Source organism: Dyella sp. CR10 (assembly GCF_055814425.1).
In genome coordinates, this window is sequence record NZ_CP185986.1 from 5,198,434 (window position 1) to 5,210,872 (window position 12,439).

Genomic DNA, 12,439 nt, shown 5'->3' on the forward strand with positions numbered 1-12,439 from the left:
GTTCAGAGCGGCGCTTCGAAACTCGGGGCGCGGCGCTGGTATTCGCGTTGCGCGGCGTACCACACCGCGCCGCCGAAGCTGATCGCCACCGTGGCCAGCACGATGCCGCCCCAGGCATAACCCATGACGCCAAGCAGCCCGTAGCCGCCCCAATAGGCGCCCATCGCGCCGAAGATCAGCAAGAGATTCACCGCAGCGCGGCCGAAGCTGCCTTCGGGGCCGATCAGGTGCACCGCCAGGCCGACCAGGCTGGCGGAGGTGGCGACGATGGCGGCGGTCAGCAGCATGCGACCGGGCTCGGCGGCATGGGCGAGCACGCTGCCGAGGAGCGTGTAGGCGAGGGCGGTGAGCACGCTCACCGGGACCAGCAGCATCAGCGCGTCCACCACGATCTTCTGGTACTCCGCGCGGGTAGCCGGCGCCAGCGTGAGATAGAGATCGGCCAGGTTCGGCCGCATGCGCAGCATGCCGCGGCCCAGCTGCGGGAAGCGCGTCATGGTGAGCAGGATGGCGTAGGCGCCGATCACTGCCGCATCGAAGTTCTGCCGATGCATCACCGCCAGGAAATAGATCGCCACCATGCCGGCGACCAGTACAAGCCTCAGAGCGATGGCCTGCGGATTGTCGTGCGGAAGCAGCAGGCGGCGTACCAGTGTGAGGCGGCCGGCGGCGGTGGGATGGCGGCGGTAGCGCTGCAGGGCGTGCTCCATCGCGCGCTGCGCGGCGCGGTCGAACAGGTCGGACAGCCAGCGCCCGAACACACCGCGTTGCGCCGGGGTTTCCTCGAGGCCGGCACCGCCGCGGCCGAGGCTGGCATTCTCCAGCGGCGAGGACGGCGTGTCGCGATCCTCGATGCGCAGCAGCGGCGCCAGCGCGAAACGGAGCAGGAGAATGGCGCCCAGCGCCATCAGCGGCGCCGTCCATGGAGAGGCGAGCGCGGCGTGCATCACTTGGTTGGCCACGCGTGGCATCCAGCCGGCCGCGATGAAGACCACCCAGATCAGCAGGCCGACGCGCCGTCCGCAGCCGATCGCCAGTCCCAGTGCCGCGACCAGCAGCAAGGCAGCGACGATCAGCGCGACATGCCATGGCGCGGCCAGCGCCATGGCCAGCGTGGGCAGCGCCACCCATTGGGCGACATTGACCAGGCCCAGCCAGGCCAGTCGCTGGCGAAAGCGTGGCAACAGAAAGCTGTCCGGGCGGCACAGGCCACGCAGCACCTGGCCCTGGCCGATGTGCCAGAACCAGGAGCCGAAGGCCAGCATGCCGACGCCGAGGTAGGCCACGCCCTCATCCCCCGCGAGCGCGACCCACGCCAGGATCACGCCGGTCAGCCACATCAACGTGGCCAGCGCGGCCAATAGCGGCATGCGCTTCCAAAGCTGCAGCCACAGCTGCCAGACCGCCTTCATGCCAGTTCCACGAACAGGTCTTCGAGCGTGGGCGTTTCGATGCGCAGCGTGGCGCCGCTGTGTTCGGCCAGTGCCTGCAGCGCGGCATGGTCGGGCGCTTCGAGCAGCATCTGCAATTCCGTGCCGCTGGCGCTGGCCTTGAGCAAGCCATCGAAATGCGGCGTGGCGGTCCAGCCTTCATCGCGGATGAGCACGGCGCGCAGGAAGCGTTCGCGCAGTTCGGCCAGCGGCCGGGTGAACTGGATGCGGCCATCGCGCAGCAGGGCGATGTCGGCGCCGGCCCGCTCCAGGTCGGCCGTGATGTGGGTGGAGAAGATCACCGTCTTGCCGGGATGGCGCATCAGCTCCAGCAGTTCGGCCATGAAGGCGCGGCGCGCCTGCGGGTCGAGGCTGGCGACCGGTTCGTCCAGCACCAGCAGATCCGGTTGCGGCGCGATTGCGCGCACGATCGCCAGCTTCTGCCGCTGGCCCTGCGAGAGCTGGCCGATCTTCTGCCTGGGGTCGAGCTCCCAGCCTTGCAGCAGGCGTGCCGCCAGCACATGGTCCCAGCGCGCATAGAACGCGGCGGTGAAGTCCAGGTAGGCGCCCACTTTCATCCAGGGAAACAGATCGAACGTCTGCGGTACGAAACCGATGCGGTGCATGCGCTCGCCGCCGGGTTCGGTCATGGGCGCGCCGAGCAGTTGCACGTCGCCGCCGTCGATGGGCGACAAGCCGAGCAGGCAGCGCAGCAGGGTGGTCTTGCCGGCGCCGTTGCGGCCGAGCAGGCCGACCACGCGGCCGGCGGGCACCGTCCAGTCCACGCCTTGCAGGACCTGGCGCTTGCCGAAAGCCTTCGCCAGGCCGCGTGTCTCCAGTACGGGGGCGGCCGGCAGGCCAACCGGGTCGACGAGCGTGAGCGGCAGTTCGGTAGCGGACATGCGGGTCGGATCCGAGCGTTCCCCAGAAGATAGCGGATGGTGCCTCGCGTCCGGTGACGGCGGAAGCCTGGCGGGTGATCGGCGGCGAGACCGGACCGGTGTTGCCTTAGACTTCCGGCATGGTTGCGCAGCCCTTTCCCACCGAACTGCCCTTGTTTCCCTTGTCCACCGTGCTGTACCCGGGCGGACGACTGCAATTGCGCGTGTTCGAGCCGCGCTATCTGGACATGGTGCGCGACTGCACCCGGCGCGACAGCGGCTTCGGCGTCTGCCTGATCCTGCGGGGCCAGGAAGTGGGCGAGCCGGCGCTGCCCGCGGCTGTGGGTACGTTCGCGCGCGTCATCGACTTCAGCCATGGCGAGAGCGGCCTGCTGGCGATCGTCGCCGAAGGCGCCGAGCGTTTCCGCGTCACGCGCACGCGCGTGCGTTCGAACGGCCTGATCATGGGCGAGGTGGAGCACTGGCCTGCTGAACGGAGTCAACCGGTGCCGGTGGAGTTCGCGCTGCTGCAGACCATCCTCGGGCGACTGCTCGAGAACATGGCGACGCACTGGCGCCATGCGCGCGCCGAGAATTACGAGGAGGCCAGCTGGCTCGGCTTTCGCCTGGCCGAGCTGTTGCCGCTGGAACTGGAAGAGCATCAACGCATGCTGGAGCTGACCGATCCGCTGCGGCGCCTGACCGAACTGCGAGACATCCTGCCGCGCTTCCAGAAGGCCTGAGTCGTCCGGCTGCCTGATCCTCCGCTTAGCTTTGCGCATGCGGCGCGCGCTTCTAAACTGGTGTTTTTCCACCGAGACGCGACGCCATGGCCAGCCTGAGCGGCAAGACCCTGTTCATCACCGGCGCCTCGCGCGGCATCGGCCTGGCGATCGCGCTGCGTGCCGCGCGCGATGGCGCCAACATCGCCATCGCCGCCAAGAGCAGCGTCCCCAATCCCAGGCTGCCGGGCACCATCCACAGCGCGGCGGCCGCGGTCGAAGCCGCCGGCGGCAAGGCGCTGGCGATCAAGTGCGACATCCGCGAGGAAGACGAGGTGAAAGCCGCGGTGGCGGCGACGGCCGAGGCATTTGGCGGCATCGACATCCTGGTCAACAACGCCAGCGCGATCTGGCTGGCTGGCGCGCTGGATACGCCGATGAAGCGCTTCGACCTGATGCAGCAGGTCAACGCGCGCGGCTCGTTCCTGTGCGCGCAGGCTTGCCTGCCTTATCTGCTGAAGTCGGCCAATCCGCACATCCTCACGCTGGCGCCGCCGCCGTCGCTCGCGCCGAAATGGTGGGCGCCGCATACCGGCTACACGCTGGCGAAGATGGGCATGAGCTTCGTCACGCTGGGCCTGGCCGGGGAGTTCGGTCCGCGGGGCGTGGCGGTGAATGCGCTGTGGCCGCGCACGATCGTCGCGACTGATGCGCTGAACATGATTCCTGGCGTGGACGTGCAGCGCTGCCGCAAGCCGGAGATCGTGGCTGACGCCGCGCATGCCGTACTTACGCGCGAAGCCAAGGGTTTCTCCGGACAGTTCCTGATCGACGAAGACGTGCTGCGGGAGGCCGGCGTCACGGACTTCGCGCCCTACGCGGTGGATCCGTCGCAGCCGCTGCTGCCTGATCTGTTCCTGGGCTGACCGGCGCAAGCGCCGCTTTGCCGGCTCGTGCCGGACGTGCCGCCTTTCCAAGATGAAGAGGACATTCTCATGAAATATCTGCACAGCATGGTTCGCGTCCGCGACGTGGACGCGAGCCTGCGTTTCTACTGCGAAGGCTTGGGTCTCAAGGAAACCCGCCGGATGGAAAGCGAGGCCGGCAAATTCACGCTGATCTACCTCGCGGCGCCGGCATCGCCGGAGGCGGAAGTCGAGCTGACTTACAACTGGGGCTCCGAGGAGGATTACGGCAGCGCCCGTAATTTCGGCCACCTGGCGTTCGAGGTTGAAGACATCTACGCGACCTGCCGCCATCTGCAGGACATGGGCTACATCATCAACCGTCCGCCGCGGGATGGGCACATGGCTTTCGTGCGTTCGCCGGATCTGATTTCGATCGAGCTGCTGCAGCGTGGCGGCCACCTCCCTGCGCAGGAGCCGTGGGCGTCGATGCCCAATACCGGCGTGTGGTGATGCGACGCCTTCGTCCTTCTGGCTGAGTCGACCCCGCCCATTTGGCCGGTGCCGCTGTCCGGGACGGCCGTATAAGGTGTGAGCCAAATCACCTTTTCGGGGCGCCCCGGATAGGGCGCCCGCGAACGTGACCGCCCGGCGCGGTTGGGGAGCCCCGTGCCGCGCCAGGAGACCGCGTGGTGGGAGGGGCGATGGCTGCAAGCAAGGGGGACGCCAGGCGCTGCGTGGTCTGGTTCGGCCAGCCCGGCGCCACCGAGCGCGTGCGCCTGAATCGGGCTGGCTGGTTCGTGCGCGTCGCCGAATCCGGCGGCAGCGCCGGTGTCGGCACGCGCGGCGGCAACACGGTGGTGGCGGTGGCCGATCTGCGCAACGCGGATGCCACCGATGTCGTAGCGATGGAACGCGTGCTCGACGAACATCCCGGCCTCCCGTGGCTCGCTCTCATCCCCGCGGAAATGCCGGAAGGCGACCAGGCGCTCAGCCACATCATCGACACCTGCGTGGATGTTTTCACCGCGCCAGTGGATTTCGAGCGCCTGCTCGATTCGCTCGCCCACCTGGGCGGCGACCTGGTCATCGCCGAGCCGGACGACCTGGGCATCACCGGGCACAGCAAAGCCACGCGCACGGTGATCGCCGCCGTGCGGAAGTACGCGCCAGTCGATCTGCCGGTACTGATCACCGGCGAGACGGGTACCGGCAAGGAAGTGGCAGCGCGCGCGTTGCATCAGCTGTCGCGGCGCGCGGCCAAGCCGTTCGCCGCGATCAATTGCGGCGCGTTACCGCCGAACCTGGTGCAATCCGAACTGTTCGGGCATGAGCGTGGCGCGTTCACCGGCGCCAACGCGCGGCGCATCGGCCATTTCGAGACGGCCGCCGGCGGCACGGTGTTCCTGGATGAAGTGGGCGATCTGCCCTCGGACGCGCAGACGAGCCTGTTGCGTTTCCTGCAGGAGGGCACGCTGGAGCGGGTGGGCAGCAGCCAGTCGATCAAGCTGGACGTGCGCGTGCTGGCGGCGACCCACGTCGATCTGGAGAAAGCGGTGGCACAAGGCCGCTTCCGCGAAGACCTGTATTACCGACTCAACGTGCTTCGCCTCCACATGCCGGCGCTGCGCGAGCGCGAGGACGACGTGGTGCTGCTGGCCCAGCATTTCCTCGATGCGTTCCGCGAACACCATGCCAGCCACGCCCGCACGTTCAGCAGCGCCTCGCGCCAGGCGATGCGCAACTTCGGTTGGCCGGGCAACGTGCGAGAGCTGCTGAATCGGGTGCAGCGTGCGGCGGTGGTGGCCGAGGACGCGCTGATCACGCCGGAGGACCTGGACCTTGGCCATGTCTCCCAGACGCCGCTGGGGCGGGCCAGCCTGGGCAGCGCGCGCGTCGCCGCGGAGCGGGAGGCGGTGATCAGCTGCCTGCGCGAGTGCCATTTCAACGTGAGCGAATGCGCGCGCCGGCTCAAGGTCTCCCGCGTGACCATCTACCGCCTCTGCAAGAAACACCGGCTGGCGCTCGACCAGCTGCGCTGAGGCGGATGCCTTGCCGGATATGCAGGTGCGTGCGCATGGCGCGCGGATGGCATGCGTCCGCGCCGTTTGCGGATCCGGATCGACACGAGAAAAAGACGGAGGGCCCCCGGCCTACAGGGGTCAGCCGGGGGCCTCCGTTGGTTGCCCGGCCACAGGGAATGCCGGGTTACCGCCCAGGTCGCCATCGGGCGATGGCGTTGAACTCGGGTCGCTGTAAAGAGGGCAAACGGCGTGCCAACTGTCGTGTGAGCGGCTGCAGGCGTTTTTTCAAGGACTTACGCGAATGGCGGCGAGGCTTGGTGTAACGCATTCGAGGCAGCCGCCACCGGCGCGATGGGCGCGGCGCGAGTTGTGGCGCCATGGGTCGGGACAACGAGGGGTGTATCCGTGGTGCAACGGTGCAACCTGCATGGATACAACGCCTGCGCATGGAAAAGCCGGGGCGCTGGTTCTACGATGCGCGAGGCCCCGTCCGCGCGGATCGCGTCGGCGCAACGGCCAATCCTCCCCAACCATTCGATGGTGTTGCCCGAATGGCAATGCCAGGAGCTTTTTCATGCACGCGCAGGATTCATCGTCGTCCCTGATCGATCTCGGCAAGCGCTACTGGCTGCCGGTGTACCGACCCCGCGAGGTGGTGCTGGATCATGGCAAGGGCGCACGCGTGTGGGATACCGAAGGGCGCGACTACGTGGATCTGGGCGCCGGCATCGCGGTGAATGCGCTGGGCCACCAGGATCCGGACCTGGTCGATGCCCTGGTGACGCAGGCGCATAAGCTCTGGCACAGCAGCAACGTGTTCTATACCGAGCCGCCGCTGCGCCTGGCCGAAGAACTGGTGAAGGCCTCCGGCTTCGCCGAGCGCGTGTTCCTGTGCAATTCCGGCACCGAGGCCAACGAGGCGGCGATCAAGCTGGTGCGCAAGTGGGCTGCCTCGAAGGGGCGTGCGCCGGACCGGCGCGTGATCCTGACTTTCCGCGGTTCCTTCCATGGCCGCACGCTGGCCGCGGTGACCGCGACGGCACAGCCGAAGTACCAGGAACATTACGAGCCGCTGCCCGGCGGTTTCCGTTATCTGGATTTCAACGACGTGGCCGGACTGGAGGCCGCGTTCGCGCAGGGCGACGTCGCCGCCGTGATGCTCGAGCCGGTGCAGGGCGAAGGTGGCGTGCTGCCGGCGTCGCCGGCCTTCATCCAGCGCGCGCGCGAACTGTGCGACACGCACGAAGCGCTGCTGGTGCTGGACGAGATCCAGTGCGGCATGGGTCGTACGGGCACGCTGTTCGCGCACGAGCAGGATGGCGTGACACCGGACATCGTCACCCTGGCCAAGGCGCTGGGTTGCGGCTTCCCGATCGGTGCGATGCTGGCCGGCCCCAAGGTGGCCGAGGTGATGCAGTACGGCGCGCACGGCACCACCTTCGGCGGCAACCCGATGGCGGCGGCGGTGGCGCGCGTGGCGTTGCGCAAGCTCGGCTCGGCGGAACTGATGGCCAATGTCGCTAGGCAGGCGCGTGCGCTGCGTGACGGGCTGGCGGCGATCGATGCGGAGCTGAAGCTGTTCGCCGAGGTGCGCGGCCGCGGGCTGATGATCGGCGCGGTGCTGGCCGAATCCTATAAGGGGCGCGCCGGCGAAATCCTGGACTATGCCGCGGCGCACGGCCTGCTGGTGCTGCAGGCTGGGCCGGACGTGCTGCGTTTCGTGCCGCCGTTGAACATCACCGATGCCGACCTGGCTGAGGGCTTGGCGCGTCTGCGTGCGGCGCTGACGGATTTCGTGCGCAAGCCGTAAACGGCTCTATTCGGCGCCGTGCTCGAGTGCGGTGCCGCACAAGCGGCAGTAGTGCGCGTCGGCTTCATGGTCGCCCAGGCGGCAGGTGGGGCAGGTGATCCGGCGGCGGGCATCGCGCAGGCCCGCCGCCAGCTCTGCCGCGAAGATGCCGGTCGGCACCGCGATGATGCTGTAGCCGACCAGCATGATCACCGAGGTCAGCAACTGGCCCAGCGTGGTGTGCGGGGTGATGTCGCCAAAGCCCACGGTGGTCATGGTCACTACAGCCCAGTACATCGAGCGCGGAATGCTGCTGAAGCCGTTGCCCGGCCCTTCCACCATGTACATCAGCGCGCCGAAGATCAGCACCAGCGTCAGGATGGTGCTGATGAACACCAGGATCTTGCGCCGGGCACGCAGCATGGCCGTCCAGAGCTTGTTCGATTCGTCGACATACCGCGTCATCTTCAGTACGCGGAAGACGCGGAGGATGCGCAGCGCGCGCACCACCAGCAGATACTGGCTGCCGACCAGGAACAGGCTGAGATAGGTGGGCAGCACCGCGAGCAGGTCCACGATCCCGAAAAAGCTGCGCATATAGGCGCGCGGTCGCTCGACAACCGCGACACGCAACAGGTATTCCGCCGTGAACAGGATGGTGAAGATCCATTCCAGCGCATAGAACAGCTGCGCCGCGCGTTCGTGCAGTTCGGCCACCGAGTCGAGGATCGTCACCAGGATGCTGGACACGATCGCAACCATCAGCACGATGTCGAAGAGACGGCTGGGGCGATCGTCGTGATCGAAGATGATGTGGAACCAGCGCGCCCGCCAGCCGGTGGTCGTGGCTGGCCCGCAGGGACGAGGTGATGCGCTGCGAGAGGATGTGCCCATGAGGAGCTCCCAGGTGGCGGTCCGGTACGTCCGTGGCGTGGCCGGCAGCATAGCGGCGACGCGTGGAGCGTCCAGAGGGCGCTGGTGGTTCAGTCCAGACCGAAGGCGCGTAAGGTGCGTCGGAATCCTGGCAGATCGAGGTAGTGGTGGGCGTGGAGGCCGGCGATTCGAGCGCCCTCGGTGTTAGCAGCGCTGTCATCGACGAACAGCGTGCCGGTCGGTGTCGCCCTGAGCGCTTCGAGGCAGCCGAGATAGGCGGCCGCATCCGGCTTGGCGGCGCCGAACTGTGCGGCAGTGTAGGCGCGGCCGGCGAACAGCGGGAACAACTCAGGCGCGATGAGCGGCAGGTTGTCGGCCATCAGCTTGCCGTTGTTGGTGAGCAGGCCGAGGCTCACGCGGCCGACCAGGCCGGCTGCGAGCGCGAGGACTTCCGGGCGCACTCGCGTGGCCGCGCGGCGCGCGGCAATCCAGGCCTCCGCGCTCATGGCACGGCCCAGGTGTTCGCTGAGCGCGGCCAGATAGGCCGCGCCGTCCAAGGCGCCGCGGTCGCCAGCTTCTTCGATGCCGGAAGCATAGATCGCCGCATGCACGGCGGCCGGCGTGGCGCCGATCCGCTCGGCCAGGTGCGCGACGCGCACCTGCTTGTCGTAATCGGCCAGCACGCCGTCCAGATCGAACAGCACGCAATCCAGCAGAGCGTACATCAGACGCGCAGCGTGAGCAGGGTCTGGCGGGCGGCTTCCAGGGTGGCGGCCAGATCCTCGTCGCTGTGTGCGCTGGACAGGAAGCCGGCTTCGAAGGCCGAGGGTGCCAGGTAGACCCCGCGCTCCAGCATGCCGTGGAAGAAGCGATTGAAGGTGGCGGTATCGGCGGCGGTGGCCTGGGCATAGGTCTCCACCTTCTCCTTGGTGAAGAACAGGCCGAACATACCGCCCACGCGGTTGGTACTGAAAGCCAGACCTTCGCCGTCGGCCACCGCTTGCAGGCCGTCGGTGAGCAGGCGGGTACGCGCGGCCAGCCGGTCGTAGAAGCCGGGCTCCTGGATCAGCTCCAGCATGGCGAGGCCAGCGGCCATGGCCACCGGATTGCCGCTCAGCGTGCCGGCCTGGTAGATCGGGCCGGCTGGTGCGACCTGCTCCATCAGCTCGCGCCGGCCGCCGTAGGCACCGACCGGCATGCCGCCGCCGATGATCTTGCCGAACGTGGTCAGGTCCGGCGTGATGCCGTAATGCGCCTGGGCGCCGCCCAGTGCGACGCGGAAACCGGTCATCACCTCGTCGAAGATCAGCAGCGCGCCGTGGCGCGTGCACAGTTCGCGCAGGCCCTGCAGATAGCCTTCCTTCGGCGCAATGCAGTTCATGTTGCCGGCGACCGGCTCGATGATCAGGCCGGCGATGTCGTCGCCGTGCTCGGCGAACAAGGCCTTGGCCGCGTCCAGGTCGTTGTAGGCCAGGGTGAGCGTGAGATCCGCGGCGGCCTTGGGCACGCCGGGCGAGGTCGGCACGCCGAAGGTGAGCGCGCCGGAGCCGGCCTTCACCAGGAAGCTGTCGCCATGGCCGTGGTAGCAGCCTTCGAACTTCACGATCTTGCTGCGGCCGGTGACGCCGCGCGCGAGTCGGATGGCCGACATGGTGGCCTCCGTGCCGGAGTTCACCATGCGCACCATGTCCACCGAAGGCACCAGGCGGGTGATGGTTTCGGCCATGGTGACTTCGGCGGGGCACGGGGTTCCGAAGGACAGGCCGTTCACGATGGCGCGCTCGACCGCTTCGCGCACCTTCGGATGGTTGTGGCCGACGATCATCGGCCCCCATGAGCCCACATAGTCGATGTAGCGCTTGCCCTCGACGTCCCATAGATAGGCGCCGTCCGCGCGCGCCGTGAAAAAGGGCTCGCCGCCGACGGACTTGAACGCGCGCACGGGCGAATTGACGCCACCGGGCATGAGCTGCTTGGCGCGCTGGAAGAGTTCGTGGTTGGTCATCGTGTGGATCCAGAAGTGGACGAATGCGAAGCGATCGAATAGAGCGAGGCGAAGCGCCGGGCTTCGGCGCACACATCGGAGGCGCCAAACAGCGCTGAGATCACCGCGAGGAAATCCGCGCCAGCGTCGACCAGGGCGCCGGCATTGTCCGGCGTGATGCCGCCGATCGCCACACGGGGCACGCCGAGCGCGGCGCTCTGCCGCAGCAGCTCCGGCGCGGCGCGGCGGGCCAGAGGCTTGGTCGACGAAGAGAAAAAGGCGCCGAAGGCGACGTAATCGGCGCCGGCCATCGCGAATTGCCGGGCGCGCTCGAGCGAGTCGTAGCACGACACGCCGATGATGGCTGCGTCGCCGAGCATCGCGCGCGCGGCGTTTGGGGCGGGGTCGTGTTCGCCCAGATGGACGCCGTCGGCACCTACGGCGACTGCGAGCTCTACGTCGTCATTGATGATCAGCGGCACCCCATGCGCTACGCAGAGTTGCCGCAGCGCGCCGGCTTCGGCGAGGCGCCTGGCCGAATCGGCTGTCTTGTCGCGGTATTGGACAAGCCTGGCGCCGCCTTCCAGGGCATGAGCGACGGCATCGATCAGGTCAGGGCGAGGGCCGTCCGTGATGGCATAGAGGCCGGAATGTCGAAGCTTGGGATGCATGAGCTGTGGTGTGTTGCCGCCGTACGCTTCCGCACGGCCTGCCGAGTTGCGAGAATGCGCCTCTTGTTCCCCATTTCAAGCAGTGCACCGATGACTCAGGGCTCTACCGGCAAGGAAGGCAATCTGCGCAAGTGGATGTGCGTGGTCTGTGGCTTTATCTATGACGAGGCGCTGGGTCTCCCCGATGAAGGCATCGAGCCGGGTACTCGTTGGGAAGATGTGCCCGACGCCTGGACCTGCCCGGATTGCGGTGCGACCAAGGACGATTTCGAAATGGTCGAAATCGACTGAGTTCCTCCGATCAGTCAGCACGCGGCCCGAAATCGCCATACCGTTGACCGGGCCGCGTGTTCAGATGCTCCCGCGCCCTCTTAATAAGAGAGGGTGCAGCCAGTAGGGAGCCGCCATATGCAACAGTTCGTGCCTTTTGAAGACGATTGGGATGCCCTGGAGAAGCTGCATCCCGCCTCGTTGATTCCTTTCCGCATCGGCGTGCCTTGCGCACACGATCTGGCCGCAACGGCCGATCACTGCACCTTGCCGATCGTTCCTTCCACGCCCAGCTCATCGCCGATCGCGGCGCCGATACGGCTGGCGGTGCCCGCGGGCAGTTCCAGCACATAGCGGGCTGGCCGTTCGCTGGGATAACTGGGGCAGGGGTCCGCCTTGCACGGCGGTACGTCCAACTGCATGGAGACCAGCTTGCGGTCGGCGTCGAAGTACAGGATGTCCAGCGGAATGAGCGTGTTCTTCATCCAGAACCAGCGCTGGTCGGTGTCCTTGAATATGAACAGCATGCTGTGATCGGCTGCGAGCTCCGTGCGCATCATAAGTCCGCGTGCGCGGTCTTCGTCATTGGTGGCCAGTTCGGTGACAAAGCGCTTGCCGTGCAGCGTCACGCTCGGCGAAGCGGCGTGCGCGCCGACGGAGACGCTGCCGGCGAAAGCGAACAAAAGGGGCGCTAACAGACTTTTCATCGCTACCTCGGATCCTTGGCTGACAAATAAGTGGTGGGCGCGAGTGTAGCGGTCGCGTGGAGTGTCATCTTGCGGAAAAAATTTCAGTGCGCCCCCTTCCCAGATTCAGGGAGGGGCGATATGATTCTCGCCCCTTCGACGAATCGCTTCCGACGAAGGGTTCCACGGCAAGGCCAACGACGA

13 protein-coding genes are annotated in these 12,439 nt (G+C 67.3%); 6 read left to right on the forward strand and 7 right to left on the reverse strand.

Annotation, left to right across the window (positions count from 1 at the left end; all coding sequences use genetic code 11):
* Positions 1 to 2: 2 nt before the first annotated feature.
* On the reverse strand, positions 3 to 1,412 hold the full coding sequence (locus ACNR9O_RS23240) for a hypothetical protein (protein ID WP_473684224.1): 1,410 nt from the start codon (positions 1,410 to 1,412) through the stop codon (positions 3 to 5).
* Entirely contained in the window at positions 1,409 to 2,332 is a 924-nt protein-coding gene (locus ACNR9O_RS23245; protein WP_473684222.1) for an ABC transporter ATP-binding protein, read from the reverse strand. Before ACNR9O_RS23245 ends, ACNR9O_RS23240 begins: the two co-directional genes overlap by 4 nt.
* A gap of 119 nt (positions 2,333 to 2,451) precedes the next feature.
* Here ACNR9O_RS23245 and ACNR9O_RS23250 point away from each other — a divergent pair, with 119 nt between their 5' ends.
* From ACNR9O_RS23250 to ACNR9O_RS23270, 5 genes are all read left to right on the forward strand, one after another.
* A complete protein-coding gene (locus ACNR9O_RS23250) occupies positions 2,452 to 3,054 on the forward strand; it encodes an LON peptidase substrate-binding domain-containing protein (protein WP_473684220.1) in 603 nt (200 codons plus the stop codon).
* A gap of 86 nt (positions 3,055 to 3,140) precedes the next feature.
* The gene (locus tag ACNR9O_RS23255; RefSeq protein WP_473684217.1) at positions 3,141 to 3,959 is read left to right on the forward strand and encodes an SDR family oxidoreductase; all 819 of its coding nucleotides are present in this window, start codon (positions 3,141 to 3,143) and stop codon (positions 3,957 to 3,959) included.
* 69 nt (positions 3,960 to 4,028) lie between these two features.
* Positions 4,029 to 4,451 carry a VOC family protein gene (locus tag ACNR9O_RS23260; protein ID WP_473684215.1) on the forward strand — a complete coding sequence of 141 codons (423 nt, stop codon included), beginning with the start codon at positions 4,029 to 4,031 and terminating at the stop codon, positions 4,449 to 4,451.
* 191 nt (positions 4,452 to 4,642) lie between these two features.
* Positions 4,643 to 5,980, forward strand: coding sequence for a sigma-54 dependent transcriptional regulator (locus ACNR9O_RS23265; RefSeq protein ID WP_473684213.1), 1,338 nt, complete (start codon positions 4,643 to 4,645; stop codon positions 5,978 to 5,980).
* Between the two features lie 556 nt (positions 5,981 to 6,536).
* Positions 6,537 to 7,772, forward strand: coding sequence for an acetylornithine transaminase (locus ACNR9O_RS23270; RefSeq protein ID WP_473684211.1), 1,236 nt, complete (start codon positions 6,537 to 6,539; stop codon positions 7,770 to 7,772).
* Positions 7,773 to 7,778: 6 nt separating this feature from the next.
* Here the strand turns inward: ACNR9O_RS23270 and ACNR9O_RS23275 are convergent, their stop codons facing one another.
* The 4 genes from ACNR9O_RS23275 to thiE form a co-directional block, all read right to left on the reverse strand.
* Entirely contained in the window at positions 7,779 to 8,645 is an 867-nt protein-coding gene (locus tag ACNR9O_RS23275) for an ion transporter (protein WP_473684209.1), read from the reverse strand.
* Between the two features lie 89 nt (positions 8,646 to 8,734).
* Entirely contained in the window at positions 8,735 to 9,349 is a 615-nt protein-coding gene (locus ACNR9O_RS23280; RefSeq protein WP_473684207.1) for an HAD-IA family hydrolase, read from the reverse strand.
* Complete coding sequence (hemL, locus tag ACNR9O_RS23285; protein WP_473684205.1) at positions 9,349 to 10,629, reverse strand: glutamate-1-semialdehyde 2,1-aminomutase; 1,281 nt, start codon at positions 10,627 to 10,629, stop codon at positions 9,349 to 9,351. Before hemL ends, ACNR9O_RS23280 begins: the two co-directional genes overlap by 1 nt.
* Positions 10,626 to 11,279 (reverse strand): thiamine phosphate synthase, encoded by a 654-nt coding sequence (gene thiE, locus ACNR9O_RS23290; protein ID WP_473700688.1) that lies wholly within the window; start codon positions 11,277 to 11,279, stop codon positions 10,626 to 10,628. The genes hemL and thiE overlap by 4 nt, the downstream gene beginning before the upstream one ends.
* Before the next feature lie 90 nt (positions 11,280 to 11,369).
* Here thiE and ACNR9O_RS23295 point away from each other — a divergent pair, with 90 nt between their 5' ends.
* The gene (locus ACNR9O_RS23295; RefSeq protein ID WP_473700689.1) at positions 11,370 to 11,570 is read left to right on the forward strand and encodes a rubredoxin; all 201 of its coding nucleotides are present in this window, start codon (positions 11,370 to 11,372) and stop codon (positions 11,568 to 11,570) included.
* 236 nt (positions 11,571 to 11,806) lie between these two features.
* On the opposite strand, the gene ACNR9O_RS23300 is transcribed toward ACNR9O_RS23295, so the two are convergent.
* On the reverse strand, positions 11,807 to 12,256 hold the full coding sequence (locus tag ACNR9O_RS23300) for a DUF192 domain-containing protein (RefSeq protein ID WP_473684201.1): 450 nt from the start codon (positions 12,254 to 12,256) through the stop codon (positions 11,807 to 11,809).
* Positions 12,257 to 12,439: the final 183 nt, after the last annotated feature.

Coding starts and splice junctions, on each gene's coding strand:
- ACNR9O_RS23240 (WP_473684224.1), bottom strand. CDS start 1,412: ATGAAGGCGGTCTGGCAGCTGTGGCTGCAGCTTTGGAAGCGCATGCCG.
- ACNR9O_RS23245 (WP_473684222.1), bottom strand. CDS start 2,332: ATGTCCGCTACCGAACTGCCGCTCACGCTCGTCGACCCGGTTGGCCTG.
- ACNR9O_RS23250 (WP_473684220.1), top strand. CDS start 2,452: ATGGTTGCGCAGCCCTTTCCCACCGAACTGCCCTTGTTTCCCTTGTCC.
- ACNR9O_RS23255 (WP_473684217.1), top strand. CDS start 3,141: ATGGCCAGCCTGAGCGGCAAGACCCTGTTCATCACCGGCGCCTCGCGC.
- ACNR9O_RS23260 (WP_473684215.1), top strand. CDS start 4,029: ATGAAATATCTGCACAGCATGGTTCGCGTCCGCGACGTGGACGCGAGC.
- ACNR9O_RS23265 (WP_473684213.1), top strand. CDS start 4,643: ATGGCTGCAAGCAAGGGGGACGCCAGGCGCTGCGTGGTCTGGTTCGGC.
- ACNR9O_RS23270 (WP_473684211.1), top strand. CDS start 6,537: ATGCACGCGCAGGATTCATCGTCGTCCCTGATCGATCTCGGCAAGCGC.
- ACNR9O_RS23275 (WP_473684209.1), bottom strand. CDS start 8,645: ATGGGCACATCCTCTCGCAGCGCATCACCTCGTCCCTGCGGGCCAGCC.
- ACNR9O_RS23280 (WP_473684207.1), bottom strand. CDS start 9,349: ATGTACGCTCTGCTGGATTGCGTGCTGTTCGATCTGGACGGCGTGCTG.
- hemL (WP_473684205.1), bottom strand. CDS start 10,629: ATGACCAACCACGAACTCTTCCAGCGCGCCAAGCAGCTCATGCCCGGT.
- thiE (WP_473700688.1), bottom strand. CDS start 11,279: ATGCATCCCAAGCTTCGACATTCCGGCCTCTATGCCATCACGGACGGC.
- ACNR9O_RS23295 (WP_473700689.1), top strand. CDS start 11,370: ATGACTCAGGGCTCTACCGGCAAGGAAGGCAATCTGCGCAAGTGGATG.
- ACNR9O_RS23300 (WP_473684201.1), bottom strand. CDS start 12,256: ATGAAAAGTCTGTTAGCGCCCCTTTTGTTCGCTTTCGCCGGCAGCGTC.